At 68.2% G+C, this 24,472-nt stretch carries 23 protein-coding genes, 3 tRNA genes and 1 pseudogene; 20 read left to right on the forward strand and 7 right to left on the reverse strand.

The features are described 5' to 3' along the window. Window positions 1–359 precede the first annotated feature (359 nt). Complete coding sequence (locus tag OG883_RS01945; RefSeq protein WP_266534040.1) at window positions 360–1,370, reverse strand: GlxA family transcriptional regulator; 1,011 nt, start codon at window positions 1,368–1,370, stop codon at window positions 360–362. A 108-nt stretch (window positions 1,371–1,478) separates the two neighbouring features. On the opposite strand from OG883_RS01945, the gene OG883_RS01950 reads away from it, so the two are divergent. Further along, window positions 1,479–2,294: a dienelactone hydrolase family protein gene (locus OG883_RS01950; protein ID WP_266541159.1), complete on the forward strand. Its 816-nt coding sequence runs from the start codon at window positions 1,479–1,481 to the stop codon at window positions 2,292–2,294. Continuing rightward, entirely contained in the window at window positions 2,291–2,629 is a 339-nt protein-coding gene (locus OG883_RS01955; RefSeq protein WP_266534043.1) for a hypothetical protein, read from the forward strand. Before OG883_RS01950 ends, OG883_RS01955 begins: the two co-directional genes overlap by 4 nt. 332 nt (window positions 2,630–2,961) lie before the next feature. On the opposite strand, the gene OG883_RS01960 is transcribed toward OG883_RS01955, so the two are convergent. From OG883_RS01960 to OG883_RS01970, 3 genes are all read right to left on the reverse strand, one after another. Further along, window positions 2,962–3,459, reverse strand: coding sequence for a GyrI-like domain-containing protein (locus tag OG883_RS01960; protein WP_266534046.1), 498 nt, complete (start codon window positions 3,457–3,459; stop codon window positions 2,962–2,964). A gap of 72 nt (window positions 3,460–3,531) precedes the next feature. After that, window positions 3,532–4,188 (reverse strand): SDR family oxidoreductase, encoded by a 657-nt coding sequence (locus OG883_RS01965; RefSeq protein ID WP_266534049.1) that lies wholly within the window; start codon window positions 4,186–4,188, stop codon window positions 3,532–3,534. 195 nt (window positions 4,189–4,383) lie between these two features. Continuing rightward, window positions 4,384–5,628, reverse strand: coding sequence for an amidohydrolase family protein (locus tag OG883_RS01970; protein WP_266534052.1), 1,245 nt, complete (start codon window positions 5,626–5,628; stop codon window positions 4,384–4,386). Between the two features lie 260 nt (window positions 5,629–5,888). Between OG883_RS01970 and OG883_RS01975 the strand changes: the two genes are divergently transcribed. From OG883_RS01975 to OG883_RS02010, 8 genes and pseudogenes are all read left to right on the forward strand, one after another. Continuing rightward, window positions 5,889–5,961: transfer RNA gene (locus OG883_RS01975), tRNA-Thr, on the forward strand. A gap of 46 nt (window positions 5,962–6,007) precedes the next feature. Further along, a tRNA-Met gene (locus OG883_RS01980) sits at window positions 6,008–6,080 on the forward strand. Between the two features lie 88 nt (window positions 6,081–6,168). Continuing rightward, complete coding sequence (gene rpmG / locus OG883_RS01985; protein WP_003956487.1) at window positions 6,169–6,333, forward strand: 50S ribosomal protein L33; 165 nt, start codon at window positions 6,169–6,171, stop codon at window positions 6,331–6,333. An 84-nt stretch (window positions 6,334–6,417) separates the two neighbouring features. Continuing rightward, window positions 6,418–6,870: a MaoC family dehydratase N-terminal domain-containing protein gene (locus OG883_RS01990; protein ID WP_266534055.1), complete on the forward strand. Its 453-nt coding sequence runs from the start codon at window positions 6,418–6,420 to the stop codon at window positions 6,868–6,870. A gap of 3 nt (window positions 6,871–6,873) precedes the next feature. After that, on the forward strand, window positions 6,874–7,302 hold the full coding sequence (locus OG883_RS01995; RefSeq protein WP_266534058.1) for a MaoC family dehydratase: 429 nt from the start codon (window positions 6,874–6,876) through the stop codon (window positions 7,300–7,302). Window positions 7,303–7,532: 230 nt separating this feature from the next. Then, the gene (locus OG883_RS02000; protein WP_266534060.1) at window positions 7,533–8,090 is read left to right on the forward strand and encodes a TetR/AcrR family transcriptional regulator; all 558 of its coding nucleotides are present in this window, start codon (window positions 7,533–7,535) and stop codon (window positions 8,088–8,090) included. An 80-nt stretch (window positions 8,091–8,170) separates the two neighbouring features. Continuing rightward, a complete protein-coding gene (locus tag OG883_RS02005; RefSeq protein WP_266534062.1) occupies window positions 8,171–9,607 on the forward strand; it encodes an MFS transporter in 1,437 nt (478 codons plus the stop codon). Between the two features lie 196 nt (window positions 9,608–9,803). After that, a pseudogene (locus tag OG883_RS02010) lies at window positions 9,804–10,877 on the forward strand (UDP-N-acetylmuramate dehydrogenase); the annotation flags it as partial. 82 nt (window positions 10,878–10,959) lie between these two features. Here OG883_RS02010 and OG883_RS02015 read toward each other — a convergent pair. Next, window positions 10,960–11,595, reverse strand: a complete 636-nt coding sequence (locus OG883_RS02015; RefSeq protein ID WP_266534065.1) for an NAD(P)-dependent oxidoreductase — start codon at window positions 11,593–11,595, stop codon at window positions 10,960–10,962. Between the two features lie 86 nt (window positions 11,596–11,681). Between OG883_RS02015 and OG883_RS02020 the strand changes: the two genes are divergently transcribed. Beyond that, the gene (locus tag OG883_RS02020) at window positions 11,682–12,296 is read left to right on the forward strand and encodes a TetR/AcrR family transcriptional regulator (RefSeq protein WP_266534068.1); all 615 of its coding nucleotides are present in this window, start codon (window positions 11,682–11,684) and stop codon (window positions 12,294–12,296) included. 213 nt (window positions 12,297–12,509) lie between these two features. Here the strand turns inward: OG883_RS02020 and OG883_RS02025 are convergent, their stop codons facing one another. Together OG883_RS02025 and OG883_RS02030 are read right to left on the reverse strand one after the other, a co-directional pair. Beyond that, window positions 12,510–13,538: an adenosine deaminase gene (locus OG883_RS02025; protein WP_266534071.1), complete on the reverse strand. Its 1,029-nt coding sequence runs from the start codon at window positions 13,536–13,538 to the stop codon at window positions 12,510–12,512. A gap of 162 nt (window positions 13,539–13,700) precedes the next feature. Next, window positions 13,701–14,927, reverse strand: a complete 1,227-nt coding sequence (locus tag OG883_RS02030; protein WP_266534074.1) for a pyridoxal phosphate-dependent aminotransferase — start codon at window positions 14,925–14,927, stop codon at window positions 13,701–13,703. A gap of 204 nt (window positions 14,928–15,131) precedes the next feature. Here OG883_RS02030 and OG883_RS02035 point away from each other — a divergent pair. The 9 genes from OG883_RS02035 to rpoB all read left to right on the forward strand — a co-directional run bounded on the left by OG883_RS02035 (window position 15,132) and on the right by rpoB (window position 24,456). Next, window positions 15,132–15,204, forward strand: a tRNA-Trp gene (locus OG883_RS02035). 105 nt (window positions 15,205–15,309) lie between these two features. Then, complete coding sequence (secE, locus tag OG883_RS02040) at window positions 15,310–15,597, forward strand: preprotein translocase subunit SecE (protein WP_266534076.1); 288 nt, start codon at window positions 15,310–15,312, stop codon at window positions 15,595–15,597. Window positions 15,598–15,671: 74 nt separating this feature from the next. Continuing rightward, entirely contained in the window at window positions 15,672–16,631 is a 960-nt protein-coding gene (nusG, locus tag OG883_RS02045; RefSeq protein ID WP_266534078.1) for a transcription termination/antitermination protein NusG, read from the forward strand. A 167-nt stretch (window positions 16,632–16,798) separates the two neighbouring features. Then, window positions 16,799–17,233, forward strand: coding sequence for a 50S ribosomal protein L11 (rplK, locus tag OG883_RS02050; RefSeq protein WP_266534080.1), 435 nt, complete (start codon window positions 16,799–16,801; stop codon window positions 17,231–17,233). Between the two features lie 81 nt (window positions 17,234–17,314). Beyond that, window positions 17,315–18,037, forward strand: a complete 723-nt coding sequence (gene rplA / locus OG883_RS02055) for a 50S ribosomal protein L1 (RefSeq protein WP_266534082.1) — start codon at window positions 17,315–17,317, stop codon at window positions 18,035–18,037. Between the two features lie 142 nt (window positions 18,038–18,179). After that, window positions 18,180–19,115: a hypothetical protein gene (locus OG883_RS02060; protein ID WP_266534085.1), complete on the forward strand. Its 936-nt coding sequence runs from the start codon at window positions 18,180–18,182 to the stop codon at window positions 19,113–19,115. Window positions 19,116–19,384: 269 nt separating this feature from the next. Further along, window positions 19,385–19,915 (forward strand): 50S ribosomal protein L10, encoded by a 531-nt coding sequence (gene rplJ, locus OG883_RS02065; protein WP_266534088.1) that lies wholly within the window; start codon window positions 19,385–19,387, stop codon window positions 19,913–19,915. Between the two features lie 108 nt (window positions 19,916–20,023). Then, entirely contained in the window at window positions 20,024–20,407 is a 384-nt protein-coding gene (rplL, locus tag OG883_RS02070; RefSeq protein WP_266534091.1) for a 50S ribosomal protein L7/L12, read from the forward strand. A gap of 566 nt (window positions 20,408–20,973) precedes the next feature. Further along, window positions 20,974–24,456, forward strand: coding sequence for a DNA-directed RNA polymerase subunit beta (gene rpoB / locus OG883_RS02075; RefSeq protein WP_266534094.1), 3,483 nt, complete (start codon window positions 20,974–20,976; stop codon window positions 24,454–24,456). Window positions 24,457–24,472 lie beyond the last annotated feature (16 nt).

Below are 24,472 nucleotides of genomic sequence, written 5' to 3' on the forward strand. Positions count from 1 at the left end.
AAGATGGCCCCTGATCTGCAGGAAACGCGGATCAGGGGCCATCGTCATGAGAGCAGCCGCCAGGATGGACTGTCGCGCAATGTCTCGTTCTCGCACACTCTCTATCAGTAGTTCTGGACGGGCTGTGGACGGGAATCCACGGAAATCCACGGGAATCCTCGCCCCGAGCAGTACTGGACGCGTGATCACGACGGGGATCCGGCCGGAGGGTTTCGGTGCCGGCTCAGACGAGCTGAGATCTTCGCGTCGGCCGCGTCCTCGCCCCCTTCAGGAATGCGGCGTACACCCGGGGTTGTGGGCCCTGCGGAGGCCTGCGCTTGGCCCGGCATTGAGGGGGCTGTTGCCGTCGCGGGCGGGTCTCACGCCTCCGTTTGTCGGGTTGACCCGTGGTGGTCGCAGCGACGATGGAATATCGCGCGGTACTCCCTCGGACGCTGGCCCGTGTGTCTGGCAAAGATGCCGCTGAACGCCCCAGGGTCGCGATACCCAACGTCGGCGGCGATGCTTGCGACGGTCCTGTCGGTCGTCTCCAGCAGATGTCTGGCTCGACGCACCCGGGCCGTCTGCAGGTACGCGAGTGGCGTCTCGCCGGCCTCGTCGCCGAAGCGACGGAGCATGGTTCTCGTGCTGACGTGGAACTCCTGGGCGAGGGTGGGCAGGTCATAGCGAGCACTGAGGTTCTGGTCCAGCCACCGCTTGACGCCGAGCGAGAACTCCCTGCCCACAGTGGGTATGAGCGCCGAGTCGACATAGGGAGCCTGCGTGGAACGTGCATCATCAACAAGCGCGATACGCGCGGTGCTACGGGCGACGCGGGGGCCGTCGTGCTCGCGGATGAGCTGCAGCGCGAAGTCGTACATGGCGCTGAAGGCCGCTGTGGTCGTCACCCCCCGGTCGGTCACGACCAAGCTCTCCGGGCGAAGGCGCACGTCAGCGTACCGGCGGGCGAACCGATCCGCGAACAACCACGACGTGGTCGCTTCGCGCCCGCCGAGCAGCCCGGCTTCAGCGACCACGAAGGCGCCGACGCAGATCGATACGACAGCGGTCCCCGAGGCCGCCTGCGAGCGAATCGACGCTACTTCCGGTTCCAGTTTCGCGAGTGTCGCGTCGAGATCGAGCGTGGGCGAAAGCTCGAAGCCCGGCACGATCAGGACGTCTACCGGGCGAACCGCCGAGACGTCGAGGACCGAGCCGCCGGACGCGATCACACGCCGCCGGGGCGAGATGACCGACGCCTCGTAGGCCGGCTGAACCGACCCCTGCGCCGCGGCGACGTGAGTAGCCATTGCCAGGAGGTCGGGGACTCCGAACACCTCCGACGCGAAGCAGCCGGGATAGGCCAGCACACCCACTCGCAGCGGACTCATGCGGTCCCTCCGGCGCCATTGAACGGGTGGCGATATTACCGGGATACGTGGCGATGCCACCGCTTCTCAGGAGGTCGGCCGCTCATCATCATCTCGGTCATGACCATCATGCGAGGACAGAGCGACCCCTTGGACGACTTCTCGCGGAGAGCCGTCAGCGTCGAGGACGTCGACAAGACCGTGTACGTTGCCGGGTCAGGACCGGCAGTCATCCTCATGCCCGAGATGCCGGGTATCAGCCCCGACGTCGCGCGGTTCGCGCGGTGGGTGCGTGATGCCGGCTTCTCCGTGTACCTGCCCTCTCTTTTCGGCGTCGACGGTGCCTATCCGCTCGCCGAGGCACGCGAGACCATCGTTCGACGCGCGTGCGTCAGCGCCGAGTTCCGAGCGTTTGCCGGTGGCGGCACCAGCCCCGTCGTCACCTGGCTGCGCGGCCTCGCCCGCCTGGCGCACGCCGAGTGCGGCGGGCCTGGCGTCGGCGCCGTCGGTCTGTGTTTTACCGGCAACTTCGCCTTGACCATGGCTCTCGAACCCGCTGTCATCGCACCAGTGGTCAACCATCCGTCGCTTCCGCTCGACGACCCCGGCGGTCTGGAGATCAGCGACGAAGACGCTGCTGCCGTGGCTGAACGCGTAGCGCGAGACGGATTGAAGGTTCTCGCCTACCGCTTCGACAACGACAGGTGGTGCACCGGCCAGCGGTTCGCGGCTTACCGAGCGCTGCTCGGGGACGCATTCGACGGCCGCGTACTCGAAGCCGATACGGCGAACTCGAACCCTCCGCCCTTCTTCCGTGACGTCGTCGGTTGCGCCCACAGCGTCGTCACGGCACACCTCGTCGACCAGGACGGTCACCCCACCGTGCAGGCCCGGAACGAGATCATCGCCTTCCTGGCCGAGCGGCTCGGGACGCGGCCGGAATGAGATCTAGGCGCTCCGGCACCCGGCGATGCGACGGAGCGCCGCCGCTTCCCGATGCGATCCGGTCGTCGCTGCCGCCGAACAAGATGCCCGCGGCCCTCGGCGCGAGCGCCTGTGCCCTGGACGCCGCCGTGCACGCCTGGGACATCGCCGTCGCCACCGGGCAGCCGTCGCCGCTGACCCCGGAGCTCGCGTCCGATCTCCTCGGCGCGGCCCGGCAGTTCGTCGAACCGCTGCGAGCCTTCGCCTTCGCACCGGTGGTGCCGGCGGAGCCGGGGGACGACGCGGTGGCGGAGCTGCTGAAGTACCTGGGACGGCGGCCGGACTGGGCGGCGTGACGGCCGGCGTAGCGGACAGGACGGCGGGCGCGAGGCGGCAAGCGGCGCGCTCGGACGTGCATCAGAAATCGAAAGAGCGTCACCGGAACCAAGATCTGGACGGGGTATGGATGGCGCGCACTCACGCCGGTGCCGTCCGCCTCTACCCCACAGGTCGGGGGCCGGATGGGGACAACGTGGGGAGCCGACCGTAAATCCGTCGGCTCTGCCTGCCCAGGTTTGAATCCTGGCGCCGCCACGTGATGAGGATGGCCCCTGATCTGCGCAAACGCGGATCGGGGGCCATCGTCGTGCCGGGGTCGGCTGTTCGCCGGGGGGAGCGTGGAGCCCTCTCAGCCGGCCAGCCGGAACGCCAGCTCGATCTCCCACTTGGACGGGTCGGGCTCCACCCGCGGGTCGGTCCTGTACGACTCGATCCGGCAGGCCCAGTGCTCGACACCACCCACCTCGGTCATGTCCCATTCCAGACCCTCCCGCTCCGCCCAGTGCCGCAGCTCGGTGATGACGCCGAACAGCTGGTCGGGGTGGCCGACATGGGTGACCGTCGCATAGCGGCCGGCCGGCAGCACGGCTACGCCGATGTCGCCCTCGGGCTCCGGCGCGGAGACGACCGGCACTCCCGCCTCGACCACCGACTCCCCTTCCATGTCAATGGTGTTGAAGCGGAAGAACGGGGCTCCGGCGAGTTCCGCCCCGTGGCCGGTCAGCCAGCCGATCAGTTCCGGCAGCCGGTCCCCGATCACGCCGAAGGCGTCCATCCGTACGGACCCGCGGACGAATGCGTAAAGCTGCTCCCCGCGCTCCACGACAGCGGGCCGGATCTCAGACATGTATTCCCTCATGGCATCAAGGACTGAGCGGGGACCGGGAATTCATCGGCAGGGCGGATCAGTTCCCGTGGGTCAGTTCCCGGCGACGTCTTTCACCGCGACGGACACCGGCACCGACCCGCTGATCAGCTCGAGCGTCAGCCCGGCCGTTCCCGGCGTCTCCGCGATCTCCGCGAGCACCGCCGCGACATCGTCACGCGGCACGGTCCCGGGCCCGGTGGAGGCCTTCAGCTGTACGAGACCCTTGCCCGCGTCGTTCGTCAGCGTGCCCGGTCGCAGAATCGTCCAGTCGAGTCCGGACAGGGAGCGTACGTATGCGTCCGCGGCGCCCTTCGCCCGCAGATAGACGTCGAACTCGCCGTCGCCCTCGTGGTCCGGGGCGGCGCCCATCGACGACACCACGATGTACCGCCGTACGCCCGTCTGTTCCGCCGCGTCCGCGAAAAGTACCGCGGCGCCCCGGTCCACCGTCTCCTTGCGTGCGGGGCCGCTCCCCGGGCCCGCGCCCGCGGCGAACACCGCGGCGTCGGCGCCCTGGAGTACCGCGGCGACGTCCTCCGCCGAGGCCGACTCCAGGTCCAGGAGCACCGGTTCGGCTCCCGCATCCCGCAGGTCGGCCGCCTGTTCCGGCTTGCGGATGATGCCCGCGACCTCGTGCCCGCGCGCCGAGAGCAGCCGCTCGAGACGGCGTGCGATCTGACCATGTCCTCCAGCGATGACAATGCGCATGTCTACGACGGTACGTCCTGAGCGGATCGCTCGCTCACGGACGGTCCTCGGCGGGCCCTCGTCGACGTCCAGGGCCCGCCCAGGGCCCGCCTGGAGCCCGCCCGGAGCCTGTCCGGGGCCTGTCCGGGGCCTGCGCAGAGCCCGCCCATCTGCGGCTGCTCACGGGCCCGCCCAGCTGCCCGCCCCAGGCCCCGCTCACGGCCCGCCACTCGGGCCGGTGTCCTGCCGCCCCTGTCGCGGCAGTTCGAGAGCGACGGCCGCCGCCGAGTCGCAGTACTCGCGTACCGCGCTCGTCCTGGCCACCACTCGCCCGCGGTGAATGACGATCCGGCTGTACGCGAGCGACAGCACCCCCGCGAGCTGCTCGCCGCGCACGGCCAGCAGCTCCGCCGGGAAGCCGGCCTCCACCCGCACCTCGGGCAGCCCCATCGCCTCCCGTGCGGCTCCGGCCACCGCCCCGTACGCCTCCTGCGCCCGCATCCCGCCCTGCGCGGCCAGCAGATATGCCGCTTCGAGCGGGTCCCCGCGGCCCACGGGATTCGAGACGTCGCGCAGCGCCCCGCTGCCCGCCGTGACCCGTACCCCGGCCGCGCGGAGCAGACGCACCGGCGCATGGCCCCGCTGTTCCACGGCCTCGCACCCGCCCTGCGGCAGACACACCACCGTGACCCCCGCCGCCGCGAGCTGGTCGGCGACGCGCGAGGCCACCTCGCGCGGCAGCTGCGAGAGCCCCGCGCACGGCCCGATCGACACCCCGGGCCGCAGGCCGCCGACCATCGCCGCCAGTCGTGCGAGCCGTGCCGGATCGTCGCCGTGGGTGTGCAGGTCCACCGGACAGCCGTGCTCGGTGGCGACCTTGAGCACCGCCTCCGCGTAGCCGGCCGGATCGGGGTCGGAGTCCGGGCAGCCGCCCACCACTCCGGCGCCCATCTTCACGGCGTCCCGCAGTATCGCCAGGCCGTCCGCCCCCGCGACGCCCGTGAGCAGCCGGGGCACGGCGACGGCTGTCAGATCGGCCAGCCCACGCAGCGAACGCCGCGCCTGGAGCACGGCCTCCAGTGGGCCGAGTCCCTGCACGTCCCCGGTCCGTACGTGGGCGCGTATGGCCGTCGCTCCGTGCCCGAGCTGCAGCAACGCGGCCTCGGTGGCACGCCGCTGGACATCCTCGGTGGCGTACGAGACGGGGCCGGGGGTGTCGGCGGTGAGCGCGGTGTCGCCATGGGCGTGCGGCTCGGCCGGGGCGGGGAGCAGCAGAAAGCCGTTCAGATCCACGCGTGCGGAGTGCGGGGACAGACTGCCCGCGGTGCCGACCGCCTCGATGCGTCCGCCGCTCAGCCGTACGTCGACCGTGCGGCCGTCCGTGAGCCGGGCGCCGCGGAGCAGCAGCGCAGTGGTGTCCGCGGGGGCGCCGTCGGGGGGCTGCGGCTGGCTGTCGGGCATCGCGCTCCTGCATGGGCAGTGGGGCGGTGGGGCTCGGGCGGCGGGCTCGGGCGGCGTGACGGAGGGGGCAGGATCACGCAGCGTGAGCCGAGCCTAGGGGCGCTCCGAGCGAGCTTCGAGGAGGAGCGCAATAGTCGTACCGGTGGGGCCACGAGTGGCGTACGGGACGGGCGGGGCGGAACCCGGGAACAGGGCTCGGCAGGGGGCGGGCAAACGGATTTGGGCGATCGGCAACCGACCGTGTAATGTCTTCATCGCTCGCCCCAATAGCTCAGTCGGTAGAGCGTCTCCATGGTAAGGAGAAGGTCTACGGTTCGATTCCGTATTGGGGCTCTGATGGTGGTGATCCTCGCCTTCGGGCGAGGGGATCCAGCATCGCAGCGGTGTAGCTCAGTCGGTAGAGCAAGCGGCTCATAATCGCTGTGTCACCGGTTCAAGTCCGGTCACCGCTACATACAGTAGCCGATTGTGGGGTCGGTCCTCCGATCGGCTACTCTTTTATGCGTTCATCCGTCCATCCGTCCGTCAAGGAGCACTCACGTGGCTGCCACAGACGTCCGCCCGAAGATCACGCTGGCCTGCGTGGAGTGCAAGGAGCGGAACTACATCACCAAGAAGAACCGGCGCAACAACCCGGACCGTCTTGAGATGAAGAAGCACTGCCCGCGCTGCAACTCACACACGGCGCACCGCGAAACGCGCTGAATCAGGCTCGTATACGAGGCCGTCCCCACTGGGGGCGGCCTCGTGTCGTTTGTAGTGGTCAATCCATCAGGAGGGAGCCAGCCCATGGCGCTCGACCAGTCCTTCGTGGGGCGTAACTATCCGCCCACCGCGCCGTACGAGGTAGGCCGGGAAAAGATCCGCGAGTTCGCCGAAGCGGTGGGTGACGCCAATGCCGCGTACACCGACCCGGAGGCCGCCAAGGCGCTCGGCCACGTCGATGTGATCGCTCCGCCGACTTTCGCCTTCGCGATCACCTTCAAGGCGGCGGAACAGGTTATTCAGGATCCCCAGTTGGGACTGGACTACGACCGCGTGGTGCACGGCGACCAGAAGTTCGCGTACACACGGCCGGTGCGGGCGGGGGACCGGCTGACGGTCACCTCGACCATCGAGGCCATCAAGTCCCTTGCGGGCAACGACATCGTGGACATCCGCGGTGAGGTGCACGACGAGGCCGGCGAGCATGTGGTGACCGCGTGGACCAAGCTGGTTTCGCGCGCCGCCGAGGGGGTGTGAGGGATGACCGCGAAGATCGCATACGACGAGGTCGAGGTCGGCACCGAGCTGCCGGCGCAGAGCTTTCCCGTGACGCGCGCCACACTGGTGCGGTACGCGGGCGCCTCCGGCGATTTCAACCCGATCCACTGGAACGAGAGGTTCGCCACGGAAGTCGGGCTTCCGGACGTGATCGCTCACGGCATGTTCACCATGGCCGAGGCGGTCCGTGTGGTGACGGACTGGGTCGGCGACCCGGGTGCGGTCGTCGAGTACGGAGTCCGCTTCACCAAGCCCGTCATCGTGCCGAACGACGAGAAGGGCGCGCTGATCGAGGTCAGCGGCAAGGTGGCGGTCAAGCTGGACGACAACCGGGTGCGTGTCGATCTGACGGCGATGAGTGCCGGCCAGAAGGTGCTGGGGATGTCCCGCGCGGTGGTCCGGCTCGCCTGACACTCCGCGGCGCGACCGTCCGCGGCACGACCGTACGCGGCCGTCACGCTGTGTGTGGCTCTGTGCAGCGGCGTAAGGGGCGTCCCTCCTGGAGGGGCGCCCCTTGCGCGTTCCCGGATGCGCGTTCCCCGGCTACGCGCTCTCCGGGCTCGTTCCCGTGGTGTCCGGGCTCGTTGCCGTTCCCCGGCGCCTCTTGACGTTGTTAGTGATTGGCCACTAACTTAGTGTCCATGGTCAGAATGAGTGCAGAGGAGCGGCGCGAGAGCGTCATTCGTGCAGCGATCACCGAATTCGCGCGCGGCGGCTACAACGGCACCTCCACCGAGGTCATCGCCCAGCGTGTCGGCGTGTCGCAGCCGTATCTCTTCCGTCTCTTCAAGAACAAGCGGGAGCTGTTCCTGGCGGCGGCGCTCCGCTGCCTGGAGGAGACCCCCAAGGCCTTCGCCGACGCTCTTGAACGACGCCCCGACAGTTCGCCGCTGGAGGCGATGGCCGCCGCGTACATGCGGCTCATCGACGACCGCGACAAGCTGCTGATGCAGATGCAGGTGTATGTCGCGGTGGCCTCCGCCGAGGCGGCGGGGGACCACGAATTCGGTGAGCGGATCAGGGCGGGCTGGGCCGAGATCTGGGACCAGGCGCAGATCGCCTTCGCCGGTGACGTCAAGGCGACGACCGACTTCCTCGGCTGCGGCATGCTGATCAACGTTCTGGTGGCGCTGGGCTTCCCGCAGGACCACCGGGTGTGGTCCGGGCTCGACATGTCGGGCATCGGGGTTCCGCGCTAGTCGCAGCATCCCTCCGCCCCTCGAGGCGGCAGAGTTCTGCCCATGAAAGTTAGTCATCAATTACTAACTCTGGAGAAGCAGTGAACCAGCACACAGCCCGCCGTGGCGGTGCCGCCTGGGCCCTCGTCATCACCAGCGTCGCCGGATTCATGGCGGCCCTCGACAATCTCGTCGTCACCACCGCCCTCCCCTCCATCCGCAAGGATCTCGGCGGTGCTCTGGAAGACCTCGAGTGGACCGTGAGCGCGTACACCCTCACCTTCGCCGTCCTGCTGATGTTCGGTGCGGCCCTCGGCGACCGCTTCGGCCGCCGGAGGCTCTTCATAGTGGGCCTGACGGTCTTCACCGGAGCGTCCGCCGGGGCCGCCCTGGCGTCCGGCATCGACGCCCTGATCGCCGCCCGGGCCGTTCAGGGCGTGGGCGCCGCGATCATGATGCCGCTCACCTTGACCCTGCTCACCGCTGCGGTCCCCGTGGCCCGCCGCGGCGTGGCGCTCGGTATCTTCAGCGCCGTCACCGGCATTGCCATCGCCAGCGGACCGCTCATCGGCGGCAGTCTGACCGAGCACATTTCCTGGCAGTGGATCTTCTGGCTGAACGTCCCGATCGGCCTGGCCCTGCTGCCGCTGGCCCGGCTGCGCCTGGCTGAGTCGTACGCCCCGAACGCCCGGCTCGACATCCCCGGCACCCTGCTCGTCAGCGGTGGCCTTTTCGGCATCGTCTACGCCCTGGTCAACGGCCAGGCCGACGGCTGGACCAGCACTCCGATCCTGGCCGGCCTGATCGTGGGGACCGTGCTCCTGATCACCTTCGTACGCCATGGGTTCACCAACAAGAACCCCATGCTCCCCATGCGTCTCTTCCGTGACCGTGCCTTCTTCGGGATCAATATCGCGAGCCTGCTGATGTTCCTGGGGATGTTCGGCTCGATCTTCCTGCTCAGCCAGTTCCTGCAGGTGGTCGTCGGCTACTCGCCCACCGAGGCGGGCCTGCGGATGCTCCCCTGGACCGGTATGCCGCTGATCGTCGCTCCCCTTGCCGGCTACCTCTCCGACCGGATCGGCGGCCGCCCGGTCGTCACGGCGGGCCTCGTCCTCCAGGCAGTCGGCCTCGCCTGGTACGCCGCGATCCTGGAGCCCGGTGTCTCCTACGCCGCCCAGCTGCCCGCCCTGATCCTCAGCGGCATCGGTATGGCGCTGTACTTCGCCCCGGCCGCCAGTGTGGTCATGTCCAGCGTCCGCCCCGCCGAGCAGGGCATAGCCTCCGGCGCCAACAACGCGCTCCGGGAGGTCGGCGGAGCCCTCGGCATCGCGGTACTGGGCGCGGTCTTCGCCGCCCGGGGCGGCTACGAGTCGGGCGACACCTTCACCGACGGCACCGTCCCCGCCCTCTGGATCGGCGCGGCAGCAGTGGCCCTCGCGGCACTCACCGCCCTGCTCATCCCGGGTCGCAGCAAGCAGCAGGGAGAGCCGGCGGGGGATTCCCCGGCCGGGGAGCGCGAGCTCACGGCCGTCTGAACGGCACCCTTTCTCCTCGAAAGCAGTTCGCAGGAGCGGTTCGCAGGAACGGTTCGCAGGTGAAGCTCGCAAAAACCGCCGCGGGGCAGGAGCCGCTCGGCGGCGCCCGGGCGGAAGCCGCGCGCGGAAGCCGTCCGCAAGAAACTGCTCCTGCCGACGGCCCCGGGAACGGCCCCGCCCTGACCGGCGGGGCCGTTCTCGTACCCTTGTCCCCGTGCAGGAACTCCACGACACTCCCCTCGCCCCCCTGACCACCTTCCGCCTCGGCGGCCCCGCGACGCGCCTCGTCACGGCCACGACCGACGACGAGGTGATCGCCGCCGTGCGTGCGGCGGATGCCGCAGGTACCCCGCTGCTGATCATCGGCGGCGGCAGCAACCTGGTCATCGGGGACAAGGGCTTCGACGGCACCGCGCTGCGTATCGCCACCCGCGGCTTCCGCCTCGACGGCACGGAGCTCGAGCTGGCCGCGGGCGAGGTCTGGTCGGACGCCGTCGCCCGCACGGTCGAGGCCGGTCTGGCGGGCGTGGAGTGCCTCGCCGGCATCCCCGGCTCGGCCGGCGCGACCCCGATCCAGAACGTCGGCGCGTACGGCCAGGAGGTCTCCAGCACCATCACCGAGGTTGTCGCCTACGACCGCGCCACCTGCGAGACGGTCACCCTCTCCAACGCCGAGTGCGACTTCTCGTACCGCCACAGCCGCTTCAAGCAGCACCCCGACCGCTTCGTCGTGCTGCGCGTCCGCTTCGCACTCGAGGACGCCGGCGGCCTCTCGGCCCCGGTCAAGTACCCGGAGACGGCTCGCGCCCTCGGCTGCCTGGCCGGCGACCGGGTGGAGATCTCGGCCGCCCGCAGGGTCGTTCTCGAACTGCGTGCGCGCAAGGGCATGGTGCTGGACCCCGAGGACCACGACACCTGGTCCGCCGGGTCCTTCTTCACCAACCCGATCCTGACGCAGGAGGCGTACGACACCTTCCTCGCCCGGGTCCACGACCGCCTCGGTCCGCAGACCGAGCCGCCCGCCTTCCCGGCGGGCGACGGTCGCACCAAGACCTCGGCGGCCTGGCTGATCGACAAGGCCGGCTTCACCAAGGGATACGGCTCCGGCCCGGCCCGAATCTCCACCAAGCACACGCTCGCGCTCACCAACCGCGGCGAGGCCACCACCGAGGATCTGCTGGCCCTCGCCCGGGAAGTCGTGGCCGGCGTGCGCGAGGCCTTCGGCGTGACGCTGGTCAACGAGCCGGTGACGGTCGGCGTCAGCCTCTGAGGGCACGGGAGTGCGCGCCTCGGGACGCGGGCGCCACTGCCTGTGTGCCGGCGCCACTCCCCGGTACACCGGCGCCGCTCCCTCAGTACGCCACTCCGACCGCCTGCTTCAGCGTCGCCGGGTCGTCGATCATCGCCAGCATTGCGTGCGCCACGTCCGCCCGCCCTATCTTCGACCCGCCGCGCGGGTTCGCGCCGACGGCTCTGCGGTAGACACCCGTCACCGGCACGTCGACCAGCCTCGGCGGCCGTACCGAGGTCCAGTCGGCCGCGCTGCTCCGAAGATCGTTCTCCATGATCCGCAGGTCGTCGTAGTGCTTGCGCAGGATCCGTGAGATCAGTGGCGTCCCGACGTATCGCAGGAAGAAGGTCTCGTTCTCCGGCACCGGGCCGACGGGTGCCGCGCTCACCGCGAGGAAGCGGCGCACGCCCTCCGCGTCCAGCGCACGCAGGATCACCCGCGTGAGGCCCGACGCGACGCCCACCTGCTTCGTGGTGCGCGGCCCGATCCCCGAGAGCACCGCGTCCCGGCCCGCCACGGCCGGTCGCAGCGCCTCCGGGTCGTCCAGCGCCGCCGTGCAGACCTCCAGGCCTCCGCCCGTTACCGTCAGCCGCGCCGGATCGCGAACCACCGCCGTGACCTGGTGCCCTGCCGCCAGTCCCTGCCGGACGATCTCCTGTCCGATACCGCCGGTCGCTCCGAAGACCGTGAGTCTCATTGGCCGCATCTCCAAGGTGGGTAAGTATTCACTCACCCTTAGGGTGAGCGGACACTCACCCGCTCGTCAAGCCTGGCTGGAGACTCATGCAGCAGAAGCCGACCCGCGTGCGCATCCTCGACGCCGCGCATGAGCTCATGCTCACCATCGGCCTCGCCCGTGCCACCACGAAGGAGATCGCCAGGGCGGCCGGCTGCTCGGAGGCGGCGCTGTACAAGTACTTCACGAGCAAGGAGGAGCTCTTTGTGGCCGTGCTGATGGAGCGGCTGCCCCGGCTCAACCCGGTGCTGGACAGGCTCGTCGCGCATCCCGCCGAGCGGAGTGTCGAGGAGAACCTCACCGAGATCGCCCGCGAGGCCGCGCTCTTCTACGCCCAGAGCTTCCCGATCGCGGCCTCGCTCTACGCCGAACCCAGGCTCAAGCAGCGCCACGATGCCGCCATGCGCGAGCTGGGCAGAGGCCCGCACATGCCCATCCGGGGCCTCGACGCCTATCTGCGCGCCGAGCAGGACGCCGGCCGCATCCGGGCCGGTGCCGACACCTACGCGGCCGCCTCGCTGCTGCTGGGTGCCTGCGCCCAGCGGGCCTTCGCGTACGACATGACGGCGGACGGAATGCCTCCGCAGCCGCTCGACGCGTTCGTACGGGGAATCGTCCGCACGATCCTGCACGGAATCTCCGTGGCGACAGGTCCACGCTGAACATCACGCTGAGCCCGGGGGAGCACCCCCGAAAGGGAATGGCGGCAAGCCCCCAGCAGCCCCGCCCGCACCAGCCCGCATCAGCCGTCTCCAGCCGTCTCGGCCGTCCCGGGCAGCGCCGCAAGCCGGTCCACGGCACCCCGCTCACCGTGCGGACCGCCGAGCAGCGCACCGACAGGCACGCCGCCGACGGGGAGAAGCGCCGCGCGCGCATCAGGCCGCCGGGGCAGCCAGCCAGTCGTCGATCCCGGCCAGCAGTTTGATCCGCACGTTCTCGGGCGCCGCCGACCCGCGCACCGACTGGCGGGCCAGTTCCGCCAGTTCCGCGTCCGTGAAGTCGTGATGCCTGCGCGCCAGCTCGTACTGCGCCGCCAGCCGCGACCCGAAGAGAAGCGGGTCGTCCGCCCCCAGTGCCATCGGCACGCCCGCGTCGTACAGCGTCCGCAGTGGTACGTGCTCCGGCTTCTCGTACACGCCCAGCGCCACATTCGACGAGGGGCACACCTCGCACGTCACCCCGCGCTCGGCCAGCTTCCGCAGCAGGCGCGCGTCCTCCGCGGCCCGTACGCCGTGGCCGATCCGGGAGGCGCGCAGATCGTCCAGACAGTCCCGTACGGACGCGGGGCCGGTCAGCTCGCCGCCGTGGGGCGCCGCCAGCAGGCCGCCTTCCCTGGCGATCGCGAAGGCGCGGTCGAAGTCACGTGCCATGCCACGGCGTTCGTCGTTGGAGAGGCCGAAGCCGACGACCCCCCGGTCCGCGTACCGCACGGCGAGCCGGGCCAGGGTGCGGGCGTCCAGCGGGTGCTTCATACGGTTCGCCGCGACCAGTACCCGTATTCCGAGCCCGGTGTCCCGCGCGGCGCGGTCGACCGCGTCCAGGATGATCTCCAGCGCCGGGATCAGCCCGCCCAGCATGGGGGCGTACGACGTGGGGTCGACCTGGATCTCCAGCCAGCCCGAGCCGTCCCGCACATCCTCCTCGGCGGCCTCGTGCACCAGCCGCTGGATGTCCTCGGGGGAGCGCAGACAGGACCGCGCGATGTCGTAGAGCCGCTGGAAACGGAACCAGCCGCGCTCGTCGGTCGCCCGTAGCTTGGGCGGTTCGCCGCTGGTCAGCGCGTCGGGCAGATGTACGCCGTACTTGTCGGCGAGCTCGAGCAGGGTGGTGGGCCGCATCGACCCGGTGAAGTGCAGATGCAGATGGGCCTTCGGCAGCAGGCTGAGATCTCGGACGTGCTCCATTGCAGGATCCTGCCGCACCCGCCCGCCGTACGGCAGCCCCTTTCCCCGATCGGGTCCTTGCCCGAACGAAGAAACGGGAACCGGGAACGGGTTAACAGGAACGGCAACGGGCCCCCGGCCGGAGCAGGGAGCCCGTTGTCAGGCAACTCACATCGAGCAGACTCAGTCGCGGGCCTCGGCCAGCAGCTTCTGCAGCCGCGACACACCCTCGACCAGGTCCTCGTCGCCCAGTGCGTACGACAGCCGCAGATAGCCCGGCGTACCGAAGGCCTCGCCCGGCACGACGGCCACCTCGGCCTCCTCCAGGATCAGCGCCGCCAGCTCCACCGAAGTGGCCGGACGCTTGCCGCGGATCTCCTTGCCCAGCAGCGCCTTCACCGAGGGGTACGCGTAGAACGCGCCCTCCGGCTCCGGGCACAGCACGCCGTCGATCTCGTTGAGCATCCGCACGATCGTCTGGCGGCGGCGGTCGAAGGCGGTACGCATTTCGGCGACCGCGTCCAGGTTCCCGGACACCGCGGCCAGCGCCGCGATCTGCGCGACGTTGGAGACGTTCGACGTGGCGTGCGACTGGAGGTTGGTCGCGGCCTTCACCACATCCTTCGGGCCGACGATCCACCCCACACGCCAGCCGGTCATCGCATAGGTCTTGGCCACACCGTTGACCACGATGCACTTGTCACGCAGCTCGGGGACGAGGGCCGGCAGCGAGGTGAACTTCGCGTCGCCGTAGACGAGGTGCTCGTAGATCTCGTCGGTCAGCACCCACAGCCCGTGCTCGAGGGCCCAGCGGCCGATCGCCTCGGCGTCCGCCTCGCTGTACACCGCACCCGTCGGGTTCGAGGGGGAGACGAAGAGGACGACCTTCGTACGCTCCGTGCGCGCCGCCTCCAGCTGCTCCACGGAGACGCGGTAGCCGGTGGTCTCGTCGGCGACGACCTCGACCGGGACACCGCCCGCGAGCCGGATCGACTCGGGGTAGGTCGTCCAGTACGGCGCCGGGACGATGACCTCGTCGCCCGGATCGAGGATCGCGGCGAACGCCTCGTAGATCGCCTGCTTGCCGCCGTTGGTCACCAGGATCTGGGAGGTCTCGACCTCGTACCCGGAGTCGCGCAGCGTCTTGGCGGCGATGGCGGCCTTGAGCTCGGGGAGCCCGCCGGCCGGGGTGTAGCGGTGGTACTTCGGGTTGCGGCAGGCCTCGATCGCGGCCTCCACGATGTAGTCGGGAGTCGGGAAGTCCGGCTCACCCGCGCCGAAGCCGATCACCGGACGCCCGGCGGCCTTGAGGGCTTTGGCCTTGGCGTCGACGGCGAGGGTCGCGGACTCGGAGATCGCGCCGATGCGGGCGGAGACCCGGCGCTCGGTGGGAGAGGTTGCAGCGCTCATACGGCCCATCGTCCCAGACGGCATCGGACACCGGCACACAGGTTTCGAAGGGCGGACAAGAACGGTCATGAGCGGTCCGCGGGGCTTTCTGTTCGACGTTGGGCCCCTGACCACGTACACTCACTCGTCGTTGGCCCTCACCAGCCACGTCCACCCCGCACACTCCGTGCACCCGGGCGGATGCGGTAGGTTGGGGAACCACAAAGGGTCGTAGCTCAATTGGTAGAGCACTGGTCTCCAAAACCAGCGGTTGGGGGTTCAAGTCCCTCCGGCCCTGCTACACAATCCTTCGCCAGGATGTGTGCGCATGTACGTAGTTCATTGCATCGCCGTGCGGCTCCACCGGGCGCGGCACGGCCGACCCGGAATCAGGTGAGAGATCGTGACGGACGCCGTGGGCTCCATCGACATGCCTGATGCCGATGACGAGGCGCCGGACTCGAAGAAGAAGTCCCGCAAGGGCGGCAAGCGTGGAAAGAAGGGCCCCCTGGGCCGTCTCACGCTCTTCTACCGGCAGATTGTCGCCGAGCTGCGCAAGGTGGTTTGGCCCACTCGCAGCCAGCTGACCACGTACACCACCGTGGTGATTGTCTTCGTTGTCATCATGATCGGCCTTGTGACCGTGGTTGACTATGGCTTCCAGGAAGCAGTCAAGTACGTCTTCGGCTGATCCGCGGAGGGCGCCTGACCGGGCGCCCCTTTCGCATGTTCCACCCCATCTGTATCCAGGAAGAAGCAGCCACCGTGTCTGACCCGAACCTGAACGAGGCCGTTGAGCCCGGCGAGAGCGTCGAGTCCGTTGAGGACGAGCTCGACATCGTTGAGGCGGCGGACGCTGTGGAGCCGGACCAGGCGGAAGCTGCCGACGCCGCCGCGGGCCGGCCGGCCGAAGAGGCCGCGATGCACGTCGAGGGCGAGGCGACCGCGGTCGCCGAGGTCATCGAGGACGAGGCCGACACGGCCGACCTCGAGGAGGCCGAAGAGGCCGCCGACGACGAGATCGAGCAGGCCGAAGAGATCGAGCAGGCCGAAGAGGCCGCCGAGATCGAGCTGGACGACGACCAGTCGGCCGAGCCCGAGGCCCCGGCCGACCCGGTCGCCGCCCTCCGTGACGAGCTCCGCGGTCTGCCCGGCGAGTGGTACGTCATCCACACGTACGCCGGCTACGAGAAGCGCGTGAAGGCCAACCTGGAGCAGCGCGCCGTCTCGCTGAACGTCGAGGACTTCATCTACCAGGCCGAAGTGCCCGAGGAAGAGATCGTCCAGATCAAGAACGGCGAGCGCAAGAACGTCCGCCAGAACAAGCTCCCCGGCTACGTCCTGGTCCGTATGGACCTGACGAACGAGTCCTGGGGCGTCGTCCGCAACACCCCCGGCGTCACCGGCTTCGTGGGCAACGCCTACGACCCGTACCCGCTGACTCTGGACGAGATCGTCAAGATGCTCGCCCCGGAGGCCGAGGAGAAGGCCGCCCGCGAGGCCGCCGAGGCCGAGGGCAAGCCGGCTCCGGCCCGCAAGGTCGAGGTCCAGGTGCTGGACTTCGAGGTCGGCGACTCGGTCACCGTCACCGACGGCCCGTTCGCGACGCTGCAGGCCACGATCAACGAGATCAACGCCGACTCGAAGAAGGTCAAGGGCCTCGTCGAGATCTTCGGCCGCGAGACCCCGGTCGAGCTCAGCTTCGACCAGATCCAGAAGAACTAGTTCGCTCTGGAACATACGCCTCCGAACAGGTCAGAACGGCTCTCGCAGCCGCTCTGACCTGCTCGGTTTTTGGCCGCGCAGCTATACCCGTTATCGTTGTGCGGTATGCCTCCATCCGGATGACTGGATGGAGTGCTGAAAACTCTCACTAGGACCCGGAGAGAGCAATGCCTCCCAAGAAGAAGAAGGTCACGGGGCTTATCAAGCTCCAGATCCAGGCCGGCGCGGCCAACCCGGCTCCGCCGGTCGGCCCCGCGCTGGGCCAGCACGGCGTCAACATCATGGAGTTCTGCAAGGCCTACAACGCCGCGACCGAGTCGCAGCGTGGCATGGTCGTGCCGGTGGAGATCACGGTCTACGACGACCGTTCCTTCACCTTCATCACCAAGACTCCGCCGGCCGCCAAGCTGATCCTCAAGGCCGCGGGTGTGGACAAGGGCTCCGGCGAGCCGCACAAGACCAAGGTTGCCAAGCTCACCGGCGCCCAGGTCCGCGAGATCGCCACGGTCAAGATGCCCGACCTGAACGCCAACGACCTGGACGCCGCGTCGAAGATCATCGCCGGTACCGCCCGTTCGATGGGCATCACGGTCGAGGGCTGATCAGCCCCCAGTGACCTCAGTGGTAGGACCAAGCGCTGGTCCGCACCACGACTCCACACCTGAAACCACACAGGAGCAGAAGTGAAGCGCAGCAAGTCTCTCCGCGCTGCGGACGCCAAGATCGACGCGGGCAAGCTGTACGCCCCGCTCGAGGCCGTTCGTGTCGCCAAGGACACCACGTCCACCAAGTTCGACGGCACCGTCGAGGTTGCCATGCGTCTGGGCGTCGACCCGCGCAAGGCCGACCAGATGGTCCGTGGCACCGTCAACCTTCCGCACGGCACCGGCAAGACCGCCCGGGTCCTGGTCTTCGCGACCGGTGACCGTGCTGCGGCCGCGGAAGCCGCGGGCGCCGACATCGTCGGCTCCGACGAACTGATCGACGAGGTTGCGAAGGGCCGTCTGGACTTCGACGCCGTCGTCGCCACCCCGGACCTCATGGGCAAGGTCGGCCGCCTCGGCCGCGTCCTCGGCCCGCGTGGTCTGATGCCGAACCCGAAGACCGGCACCGTCACCCCCGATGTCGTCAAGGCTGTGAACGACATCAAGGGCGGCAAGATCGAGTTCCGCGTCGACAAGCACTCGAACCTGCACTTCATCATCGGCAAGGTCTCCTTCGACGAGACGAAGCTGGTCGAGAACTACGCCGCGGCGCTGGAGGAGATCCTCCGTCTGAAGCCGTCCGCCGCGAAGGGCCGCTACATCAAGAAGGCGACCCTGACCACGACGATGGGCCCCGGCATCCCGCTGGACTCCAACCGCACCCGCAACCTCCTCGTCGAGGAGGACCCGGCCGCCGTCTGAATCTGACGGCAGTCGCGGGTCTCGCGTACTGAAGCCGGCCCCCGCACCTCTCACGAGGCGCGGGGGCCGGCTTTTTTCACTGCCGCGCTGTCGTACGTGTGCGCTACGGTTCAAGAGTTCGCAATAAAACAAGGGGTGGGGCATGACCATGTCGGCATGGAGGCGCGTGGGCGTCTCGCTGACGGCTGTGGCCGTCGTAGCAGGGATCGCAGGCTGTCAGGGCGGCAACGGGGAGAAGAAGGCCGCGGCGGCGCCGGAGAAGCCCAGGACGCAGTCGCGGGATGCGGTGACGCAGGTCCTCACGGCGGCGTACAAGAAGACCGAGGCCGCGAAGTCGGCCAAGGTCCGCATGACGATGAAGATGCCGGCCACCATGCAGGGCGGCGGCGATATGGAGATGTCCGGAGTCATGGGGTGGGACCCCACGATGATGGACATGACCATGAAGGGCTCCGCCTTCGAGACCGGCCCCGGTGCCCCGGAGCAGATCCGCATGGTGTGGCTCAACGACGTCATGTACATGGACATGGGCGCCAAGATGTCCAAGGAGATGGACGGCAAGCGCTGGATGAAGCTCGACCTTGGTGCCGCGGCCGAGATGTCGGGGGACAAGGCGCTGCAGAAGCAGATGACCGGTGGCCTGGAGAGCATGAACCAGGACCCGGCCCAGCAGCTCGCGCTGCTCCTCGAGTCGCCGAACCTCAAGCACGTCGGCGCGGAGAAGATCGACGGAGCCGAGGCCCAGCACTACAGCGGCACGCTCACGCTCGAGGAGATGGTGGCCGCGAACAAGTCGTTCAAGACGCTCGGCGAGAAGCAGCGCAAGGACCTCATCGCCAACATGAAGAAGTCCGGCATCAAGGGGTACGACACCGAGGTCTGGGTCAACGAGGACAACTACCCGGTGAAGATGGACGTCGCGTTCGACAGCCCCGAGGGCAAGGTCGAGATGACCGCGAACTACTCCGACTACGGCGCCAAGGCCTCGGTGAAGACTCCGCCGGCGGGCGAGACCTTCGACATGATGGAGATGCTCAAGGAGCTCAGCAAGGGTCTGGAAACGGCCGGCAAGGCCTGACGAGATCCCCTGGACGGCCCGATTTGCCTGACCGGTGCCGTTCACGTACTCTTCCCCAGAAGCCAAAGACCGCTGGTCGTTGCCGTGCGCTCGCAAGAGGGTGCGGCGGCCGAAGGATCCGCTAGCTGCGGACGACCCGCGCAGGTGACTGTGGAAAGTTCCCGGACTTGTTCCGGTTGAGCTACGCCCCGTGCGCCTGCGCCGGGGCGTTTCGTTTTGCCCAGCCCCTTCTGAGCGGTCCTCATCACCCGGAAGGAGGCCGACGCTCTATGGCAAGGCCCGACAAGGCTGCCGCGGTAGCCGAGCTCACGGACCAGTTCCGCAGCTCGAACGCCGCCGTGCTGACCGAGTACCGGGGTCTCACCGTGGCGCAGCTCAAGACGCTGCGTCGTTCGCTCGGTGAGAACGCCCAGTACGCCGTGGTGAAGAACACGCTGACCAAGATTGCGGCCAACGAGGCCGGGATCACTTCGCTGGACGACCAGTTCACTGGTCCGACGGCGGTTGCCTTCATCACCGGTGACCCGGTGGAGTCGGCGAAGGGTCTTCGTGACTTCGCCAAGGAGAACCCGAACCTCATCATCAAGGGTGGTGTCCTTGACGGTAAGGCACTGACCGCCGATGAGATCAAGAAGCTTGCGGACCTCGAGTCCCGCGAGGTTCTGCTCGCCAAGCTGGCGGGCGCCATGAAGGGCAAGCAGTCGCAGGCTGCCGCGCTCTTCCAGGCGCTTCCCTCGAAGTTCGTCCGCACCGCGGAGGCGCTTCGTGCCAAGAAGGCCGAGCAGGGCGGTGCCGAGTAATTCGGCTCGCGCATTGACCGACGCCGCCTGAGGCGCTGGTCGCAGCGGGCCGTACGCCCGCCGACATATACATCCGGCACCAGCCGAATTAGTGGAAGGACCGCCATCATGGCGAAGCTCACCCAGGACGACCTGCTCGCGCAGTTCGAAGAGATGACCCTCATCGAGCTCTCCGAGTTCGTGAAGGCGTTCGAGGAGAAGTTCGACGTCACCGCCGCCGCGCCCGTCGCCGCCGTTGCCGGTGCCGTCGCCGGTGCCCCGGCCGAGGCCGAGGCCGAGCAGGACGAGTTCGACGTCATCCTCACGGGTGCCGGCGAGAAGAAGATCCAGGTCATCAAGGTCGTGCGTGAGCTGACCTCGCTGGGTCTGAAGGAGGCCAAGGACCTCGTCGACGGCGCTCCGAAGCCGGTTCTCGAGAAGGTTGCCAAGGAGGCCGCTGAGAAGGCCGCCGAGTCCCTCAAGGGCGCTGGCGCGTCTGTCGAGGTCAAGTGACTTTCTGAGTCTCTGCGACGCGCCGTCAGGCGCATAGCGCAACGGCCGGTTCCGTAAGGGGCCGCCGGGACACAGCGAAGGGCGATCACCCATACGGGTGGTCGCCCTTCGGCGTTCCCGTGGCGGCTGCCTTGCTCTTCCGCTTCCGGCGGGTATCGTGATCATCGCCGTGCGCCTCGCGGTGTCCCAGCAGCCCCGTTTGGGCTGGGGGGCCTTGACGAACCGCACGCAGCGCGCAATTCTCAGGACGCGTCGTCACAACGATCCGGAACCGAGGCATGGATCGACGACCGAACGGGCAGTATCGATGTGCGTCACACGGCGCGAGGGCTTGCCGCGGAGTTGAGAACAACGAGGGTCTCGAAAACCCGCACTGGACATCAGTGTGCCAAGTGGCTACACTGACCCTTTGCGCTGCCTGTTAACTGCCCCCTGCCCGTCACCAGGGGCATCCCCACGCAAGAGCATCGTTGATCGAATCATCCCTGAACTGGGATTTCTATCTCCGTGCCCAGCGTGGGACCGGTACGCGCGTAGTGAGTCCGAGCCCTCGGAAGGACCCCCTCTTGGCCGCCTCGCGCAACGCCTCGACCGCGAATACGAACAACGGCGCCAGCACTGCCCCGCTGCGCATCTCCTTTGCAAAGATCAAGGAGCCCCTCGAGGTTCCGAACCTCCTCGCGCTGCAGACCGAGAGCTTTGACTGGCTGCTCGGGAACGCCGCATGGAAGGCTCGAGTCGAGGCGGCTCTCGAGAACGGACAGGACGTCCCCACCAAGTCCGGTCTGGAAGAGATCTTCGAGGAGATCTCTCCGATCGAGGACTTTTCCGGGTCGATGTCGCTGACCTTCCGCGACCACCGCTTCGAGCCTCCGAAGAACTCCATCGACGAGTGCAAGGAGCGCGACTTCACGTTCGCTGCCCCGCTGTTCGTCACGGCCGAGTTCACCAACAACGAGACCGGCGAGATCAAGTCCCAGACGGTCTTCATGGGCGACTTCCCGCTCATGACCAACAAGGGCACCTTCGTCATCAACGGCACCGAGCGTGTCGTGGTGTCGCAGCTGGTCCGCTCGCCGGGTGTCTACTTCGACTCCAACATCGACAAGACGTCCGACAAGGACATCTTCACGGCCAAGATCATCCCCTCCCGGGGTGCCTGGCTCGAGATGGAGATCGACAAGCGCGACATGGTCGGTGTCCGCATCGACCGCAAGCGCAAGCAGTCCGTCACCGTCCTGCTCAAGGCTCTCGGTTGGACCACCGAGCAGATCCTCGAGGAGTTCGGCGAGTACGAGTCGATGCGCGCCACCCTGGAGAAGGACCACACCCAGGGCCAGGACGACGCGCTGCTCGACATCTACCGCAAGCTGCGCCCGGGCGAGCCCCCGACGCGTGAGGCTGCTCAGACGCTGCTCGAGAACCTCTACTTCAACCCCAAGCGTTACGACCTCGCCAAGGTCGGCCGCTACAAGGTGAACAAGAAGCTCGGCGCGGACGAGCCGCTGGACGCCGGCGTGCTCACCACCGACGACGTCATCGCGACCATCAAGTACCTGGTCAAGCTGCACGCCGGTGAGACCGAGACGGTCGGCGAGAGCGGCACCCAGATCGTCGTCGAGACCGACGACATCGACCACTTCGGCAACCGTCGTCTGCGTAACGTCGGCGAGCTCATCCAGAACCAGGTCCGTACGGGTCTGGCTCGTATGGAGCGCGTCGTGCGTGAGCGCATGACGACTCAGGACGTCGAGGCGATCACGCCGCAGACCCTGATCAACATCCGGCCGGTCGTCGCCTCCATCAAGGAGTTCTTCGGCACCAGCCAGCTGTCGCAGTTCATGGACCAGAACAACCCGCTGTCGGGGCTCACCCACAAGCGCCGTCTGTCGGCGCTCGGCCCGGGTGGTCTCTCGCGTGAGCGGGCCGGCTTCGAGGTCCGTGACGTGCACCCGTCCCACTACGGCCGCATGTGCCCGATCGAGACCCCTGAAGGCCCGAACATCGGCCTGATCGGCTCGCTCGCCTCGTACGGCCGCGTCAACGCGTTCGGCTTCGTCGAGACGCCGTACCGCAAGGTCGTCGACGACCAGGTGACCGACGATGTCGACTACCTGACTGCCGACGAGGAGGACCGCTTCGTCATCGCGCAGGCCAACGCTGCGCTCACCGACGACATGCGGTTCGCCGAGAACCGCGTGCTGGTCCGCCGCCGTGGTGGCGAGGTCGACTACGTGCCCGGCTCGGACGTGGACTACATGGATGTCTCGCCGCGCCAGATGGTGTCGGTCGCGACCGCCATGATCCCGTTCCTCGAGCACGACGACGCCAACCGTGCCCTCATGGGCGCGAACATGATGCGTCAGGCCGTGCCGCTGATCACGTCCGAGGCGCCGCTCGTCGGCACCGGCATGGAGTACCGCTGCGCGGTCGACGCCGGTGACGTCATCAAGGCGGAGAAGGAGGGTGTGGTCCAGGAGGTCTCCGCGGACTACATCACCGTCGCCAACGACGACGGTACGTACACCACGTACCGCATCGCCAAGTTCTCCCGCTCCAACCAGGGCACCTCGGTCAACCAGAAGGTTGTCGTGGACGAGGGCGCCCGTGTCGTCGAGGGCCAGGTCCTCGCCGACGGTCCGGCCACCCAGCAGGGTGAGATGGCGCTCGGCAAGAACCTGCTGGTCGCCTTCATGCCGTGGGAGGGTCACAACTACGAGGACGCGATCATCCTGTCGCAGCGCCTCGTGCAGGACGACGTCCTCTCCTCGATCCACATCGAGGAGCACGAGGTCGACGCCCGTGACACCAAGCTCGGCCCGGAGGAGATCACCCGGGACATCCCGAACGTCTCCGAGGAGGTCCTCGCGGACCTCGACGAGCGCGGCATCATCCGTATCGGTGCCGAGGTCGTCGCCGGCGACATCCTGGTCGGCAAGGTCACGCCCAAGGGCGAGACCGAGCTGACCCCTGAGGAGCGGCTGCTCCGCGCGATCTTCGGTGAGAAGGCGCGTGAGGTCCGTGACACCTCGCTGAAGGTCCCGCACGGCGAGATCGGCAAGGTCATCGGCGTACGCGTCTTCGACCGCGAGGAGGGCGACGAGCTGCCGCCGGGCGTGAACCAGCTGGTTCGTGTCTACGTTGCGCAGAAGCGCAAGATCACCGATGGTGACAAGCTCGCCGGCCGTCACGGCAACAAGGGCGTCATCTCGAAGATCCTGCCGATCGAGGACATGCCGTTCATGGAGGACGGCACCCCGGTCGACATCATCCTCAACCCGCTGGGTGTCCCGTCCCGAATGAATCCGGGACAGGTTCTCGAGATCCACCTCGGCTGGCTCGCCAGCCAGGGCTGGAAGGTCGAGGGCAGCGAGGAGTGGATGGAGCGGCTGAAGACCATCGGCGCCGACGAGGTCGCGCCCGGTACCAACGTCGCCACCCCGGTCTTCGACGGTGCCCGCGAGGACGAGATCTCCGGACTCTTCGAGTCCACGATCCCCAACCGCGACGGCGACCGGATGGTGCAGCCGTCCGGCAAGGCCAACCTGTTCGACGGCCGCTCCGGCGAGCCGTTCCCTGACCCGGTCTCGGTCGGGTACATGTACATCCTCAAGCTCCACCACCTGGTCGACGACAAGCTCCACGCTCGTTCGACCGGCCCGTACTCGATGATCACCCAGCAGCCGCTGGGTGGTAAGGCCCAGTTCGGTGGCCAGCGATTCGGTGAGATGGAGGTGTGGGCGCTGGAGGCTTATGGCGCCGCGTACGCCCTCCAGGAGCTGCTGACCATCAAGTCCGACGACGTCACCGGCCGCGTGAAGGTCTACGAGGCCATCGTCAAGGGCGAGAACATCCCCGAGCCCGGCATTCCCGAGTCCTTCAAGGTGCTCATCAAGGAGATGCAGTCGCTCTGCCTCAACGTGGAGGTGCTCTCGTCGGACGGCATGTCCATCGAGATGCGTGACACGGATGAGGACGTCTTCCGCGCTGCGGAAGAGCTCGGTATCGACCTGTCCCGGCGAGAGCCGAGCAGCGTCGAAGAGGTCTGACGGGTCTGGCCGGGAC

The organism is Streptomyces sp. NBC_01142 (assembly GCF_026341125.1).
In the GTDB taxonomy this organism is placed as follows: Bacteria; Actinomycetota; Actinomycetes; order Streptomycetales; family Streptomycetaceae; genus Streptomyces.

Excerpts from the sequence above, each read along its gene's own strand:
- OG883_RS01945 (WP_266534040.1), bottom strand. The coding sequence starts at position 1,370 with ATGAGTCCGCTGCGAGTGGGTGTGCTGGCCTATCCCGGCTGCTTCGCG.
- OG883_RS01950 (WP_266541159.1), top strand. The coding sequence starts at position 1,479 with ATGCGAGGACAGAGCGACCCCTTGGACGACTTCTCGCGGAGAGCCGTC.
- OG883_RS01955 (WP_266534043.1), top strand. The coding sequence starts at position 2,291 with ATGAGATCTAGGCGCTCCGGCACCCGGCGATGCGACGGAGCGCCGCCG.
- OG883_RS01960 (WP_266534046.1), bottom strand. The coding sequence starts at position 3,459 with ATGTCTGAGATCCGGCCCGCTGTCGTGGAGCGCGGGGAGCAGCTTTAC.
- OG883_RS01965 (WP_266534049.1), bottom strand. The coding sequence starts at position 4,188 with ATGCGCATTGTCATCGCTGGAGGACATGGTCAGATCGCACGCCGTCTC.
- OG883_RS01970 (WP_266534052.1), bottom strand. The coding sequence starts at position 5,628 with ATGCCCGACAGCCAGCCGCAGCCCCCCGACGGCGCCCCCGCGGACACC.
- OG883_RS01990 (WP_266534055.1), top strand. The coding sequence starts at position 6,418 with ATGGCGCTCGACCAGTCCTTCGTGGGGCGTAACTATCCGCCCACCGCG.
- OG883_RS01995 (WP_266534058.1), top strand. The coding sequence starts at position 6,874 with ATGACCGCGAAGATCGCATACGACGAGGTCGAGGTCGGCACCGAGCTG.
- OG883_RS02000 (WP_266534060.1), top strand. The coding sequence starts at position 7,533 with ATGGTCAGAATGAGTGCAGAGGAGCGGCGCGAGAGCGTCATTCGTGCA.
- OG883_RS02015 (WP_266534065.1), bottom strand. The coding sequence starts at position 11,595 with ATGAGACTCACGGTCTTCGGAGCGACCGGCGGTATCGGACAGGAGATC.
- OG883_RS02020 (WP_266534068.1), top strand. The coding sequence starts at position 11,682 with ATGCAGCAGAAGCCGACCCGCGTGCGCATCCTCGACGCCGCGCATGAG.
- OG883_RS02025 (WP_266534071.1), bottom strand. The coding sequence starts at position 13,538 with ATGGAGCACGTCCGAGATCTCAGCCTGCTGCCGAAGGCCCATCTGCAT.
- OG883_RS02030 (WP_266534074.1), bottom strand. The coding sequence starts at position 14,927 with ATGAGCGCTGCAACCTCTCCCACCGAGCGCCGGGTCTCCGCCCGCATC.
- rplK (WP_266534080.1), top strand. The coding sequence starts at position 16,799 with ATGCCTCCCAAGAAGAAGAAGGTCACGGGGCTTATCAAGCTCCAGATC.
- OG883_RS02060 (WP_266534085.1), top strand. The coding sequence starts at position 18,180 with ATGACCATGTCGGCATGGAGGCGCGTGGGCGTCTCGCTGACGGCTGTG.
- rplJ (WP_266534088.1), top strand. The coding sequence starts at position 19,385 with ATGGCAAGGCCCGACAAGGCTGCCGCGGTAGCCGAGCTCACGGACCAG.
- rplL (WP_266534091.1), top strand. The coding sequence starts at position 20,024 with ATGGCGAAGCTCACCCAGGACGACCTGCTCGCGCAGTTCGAAGAGATG.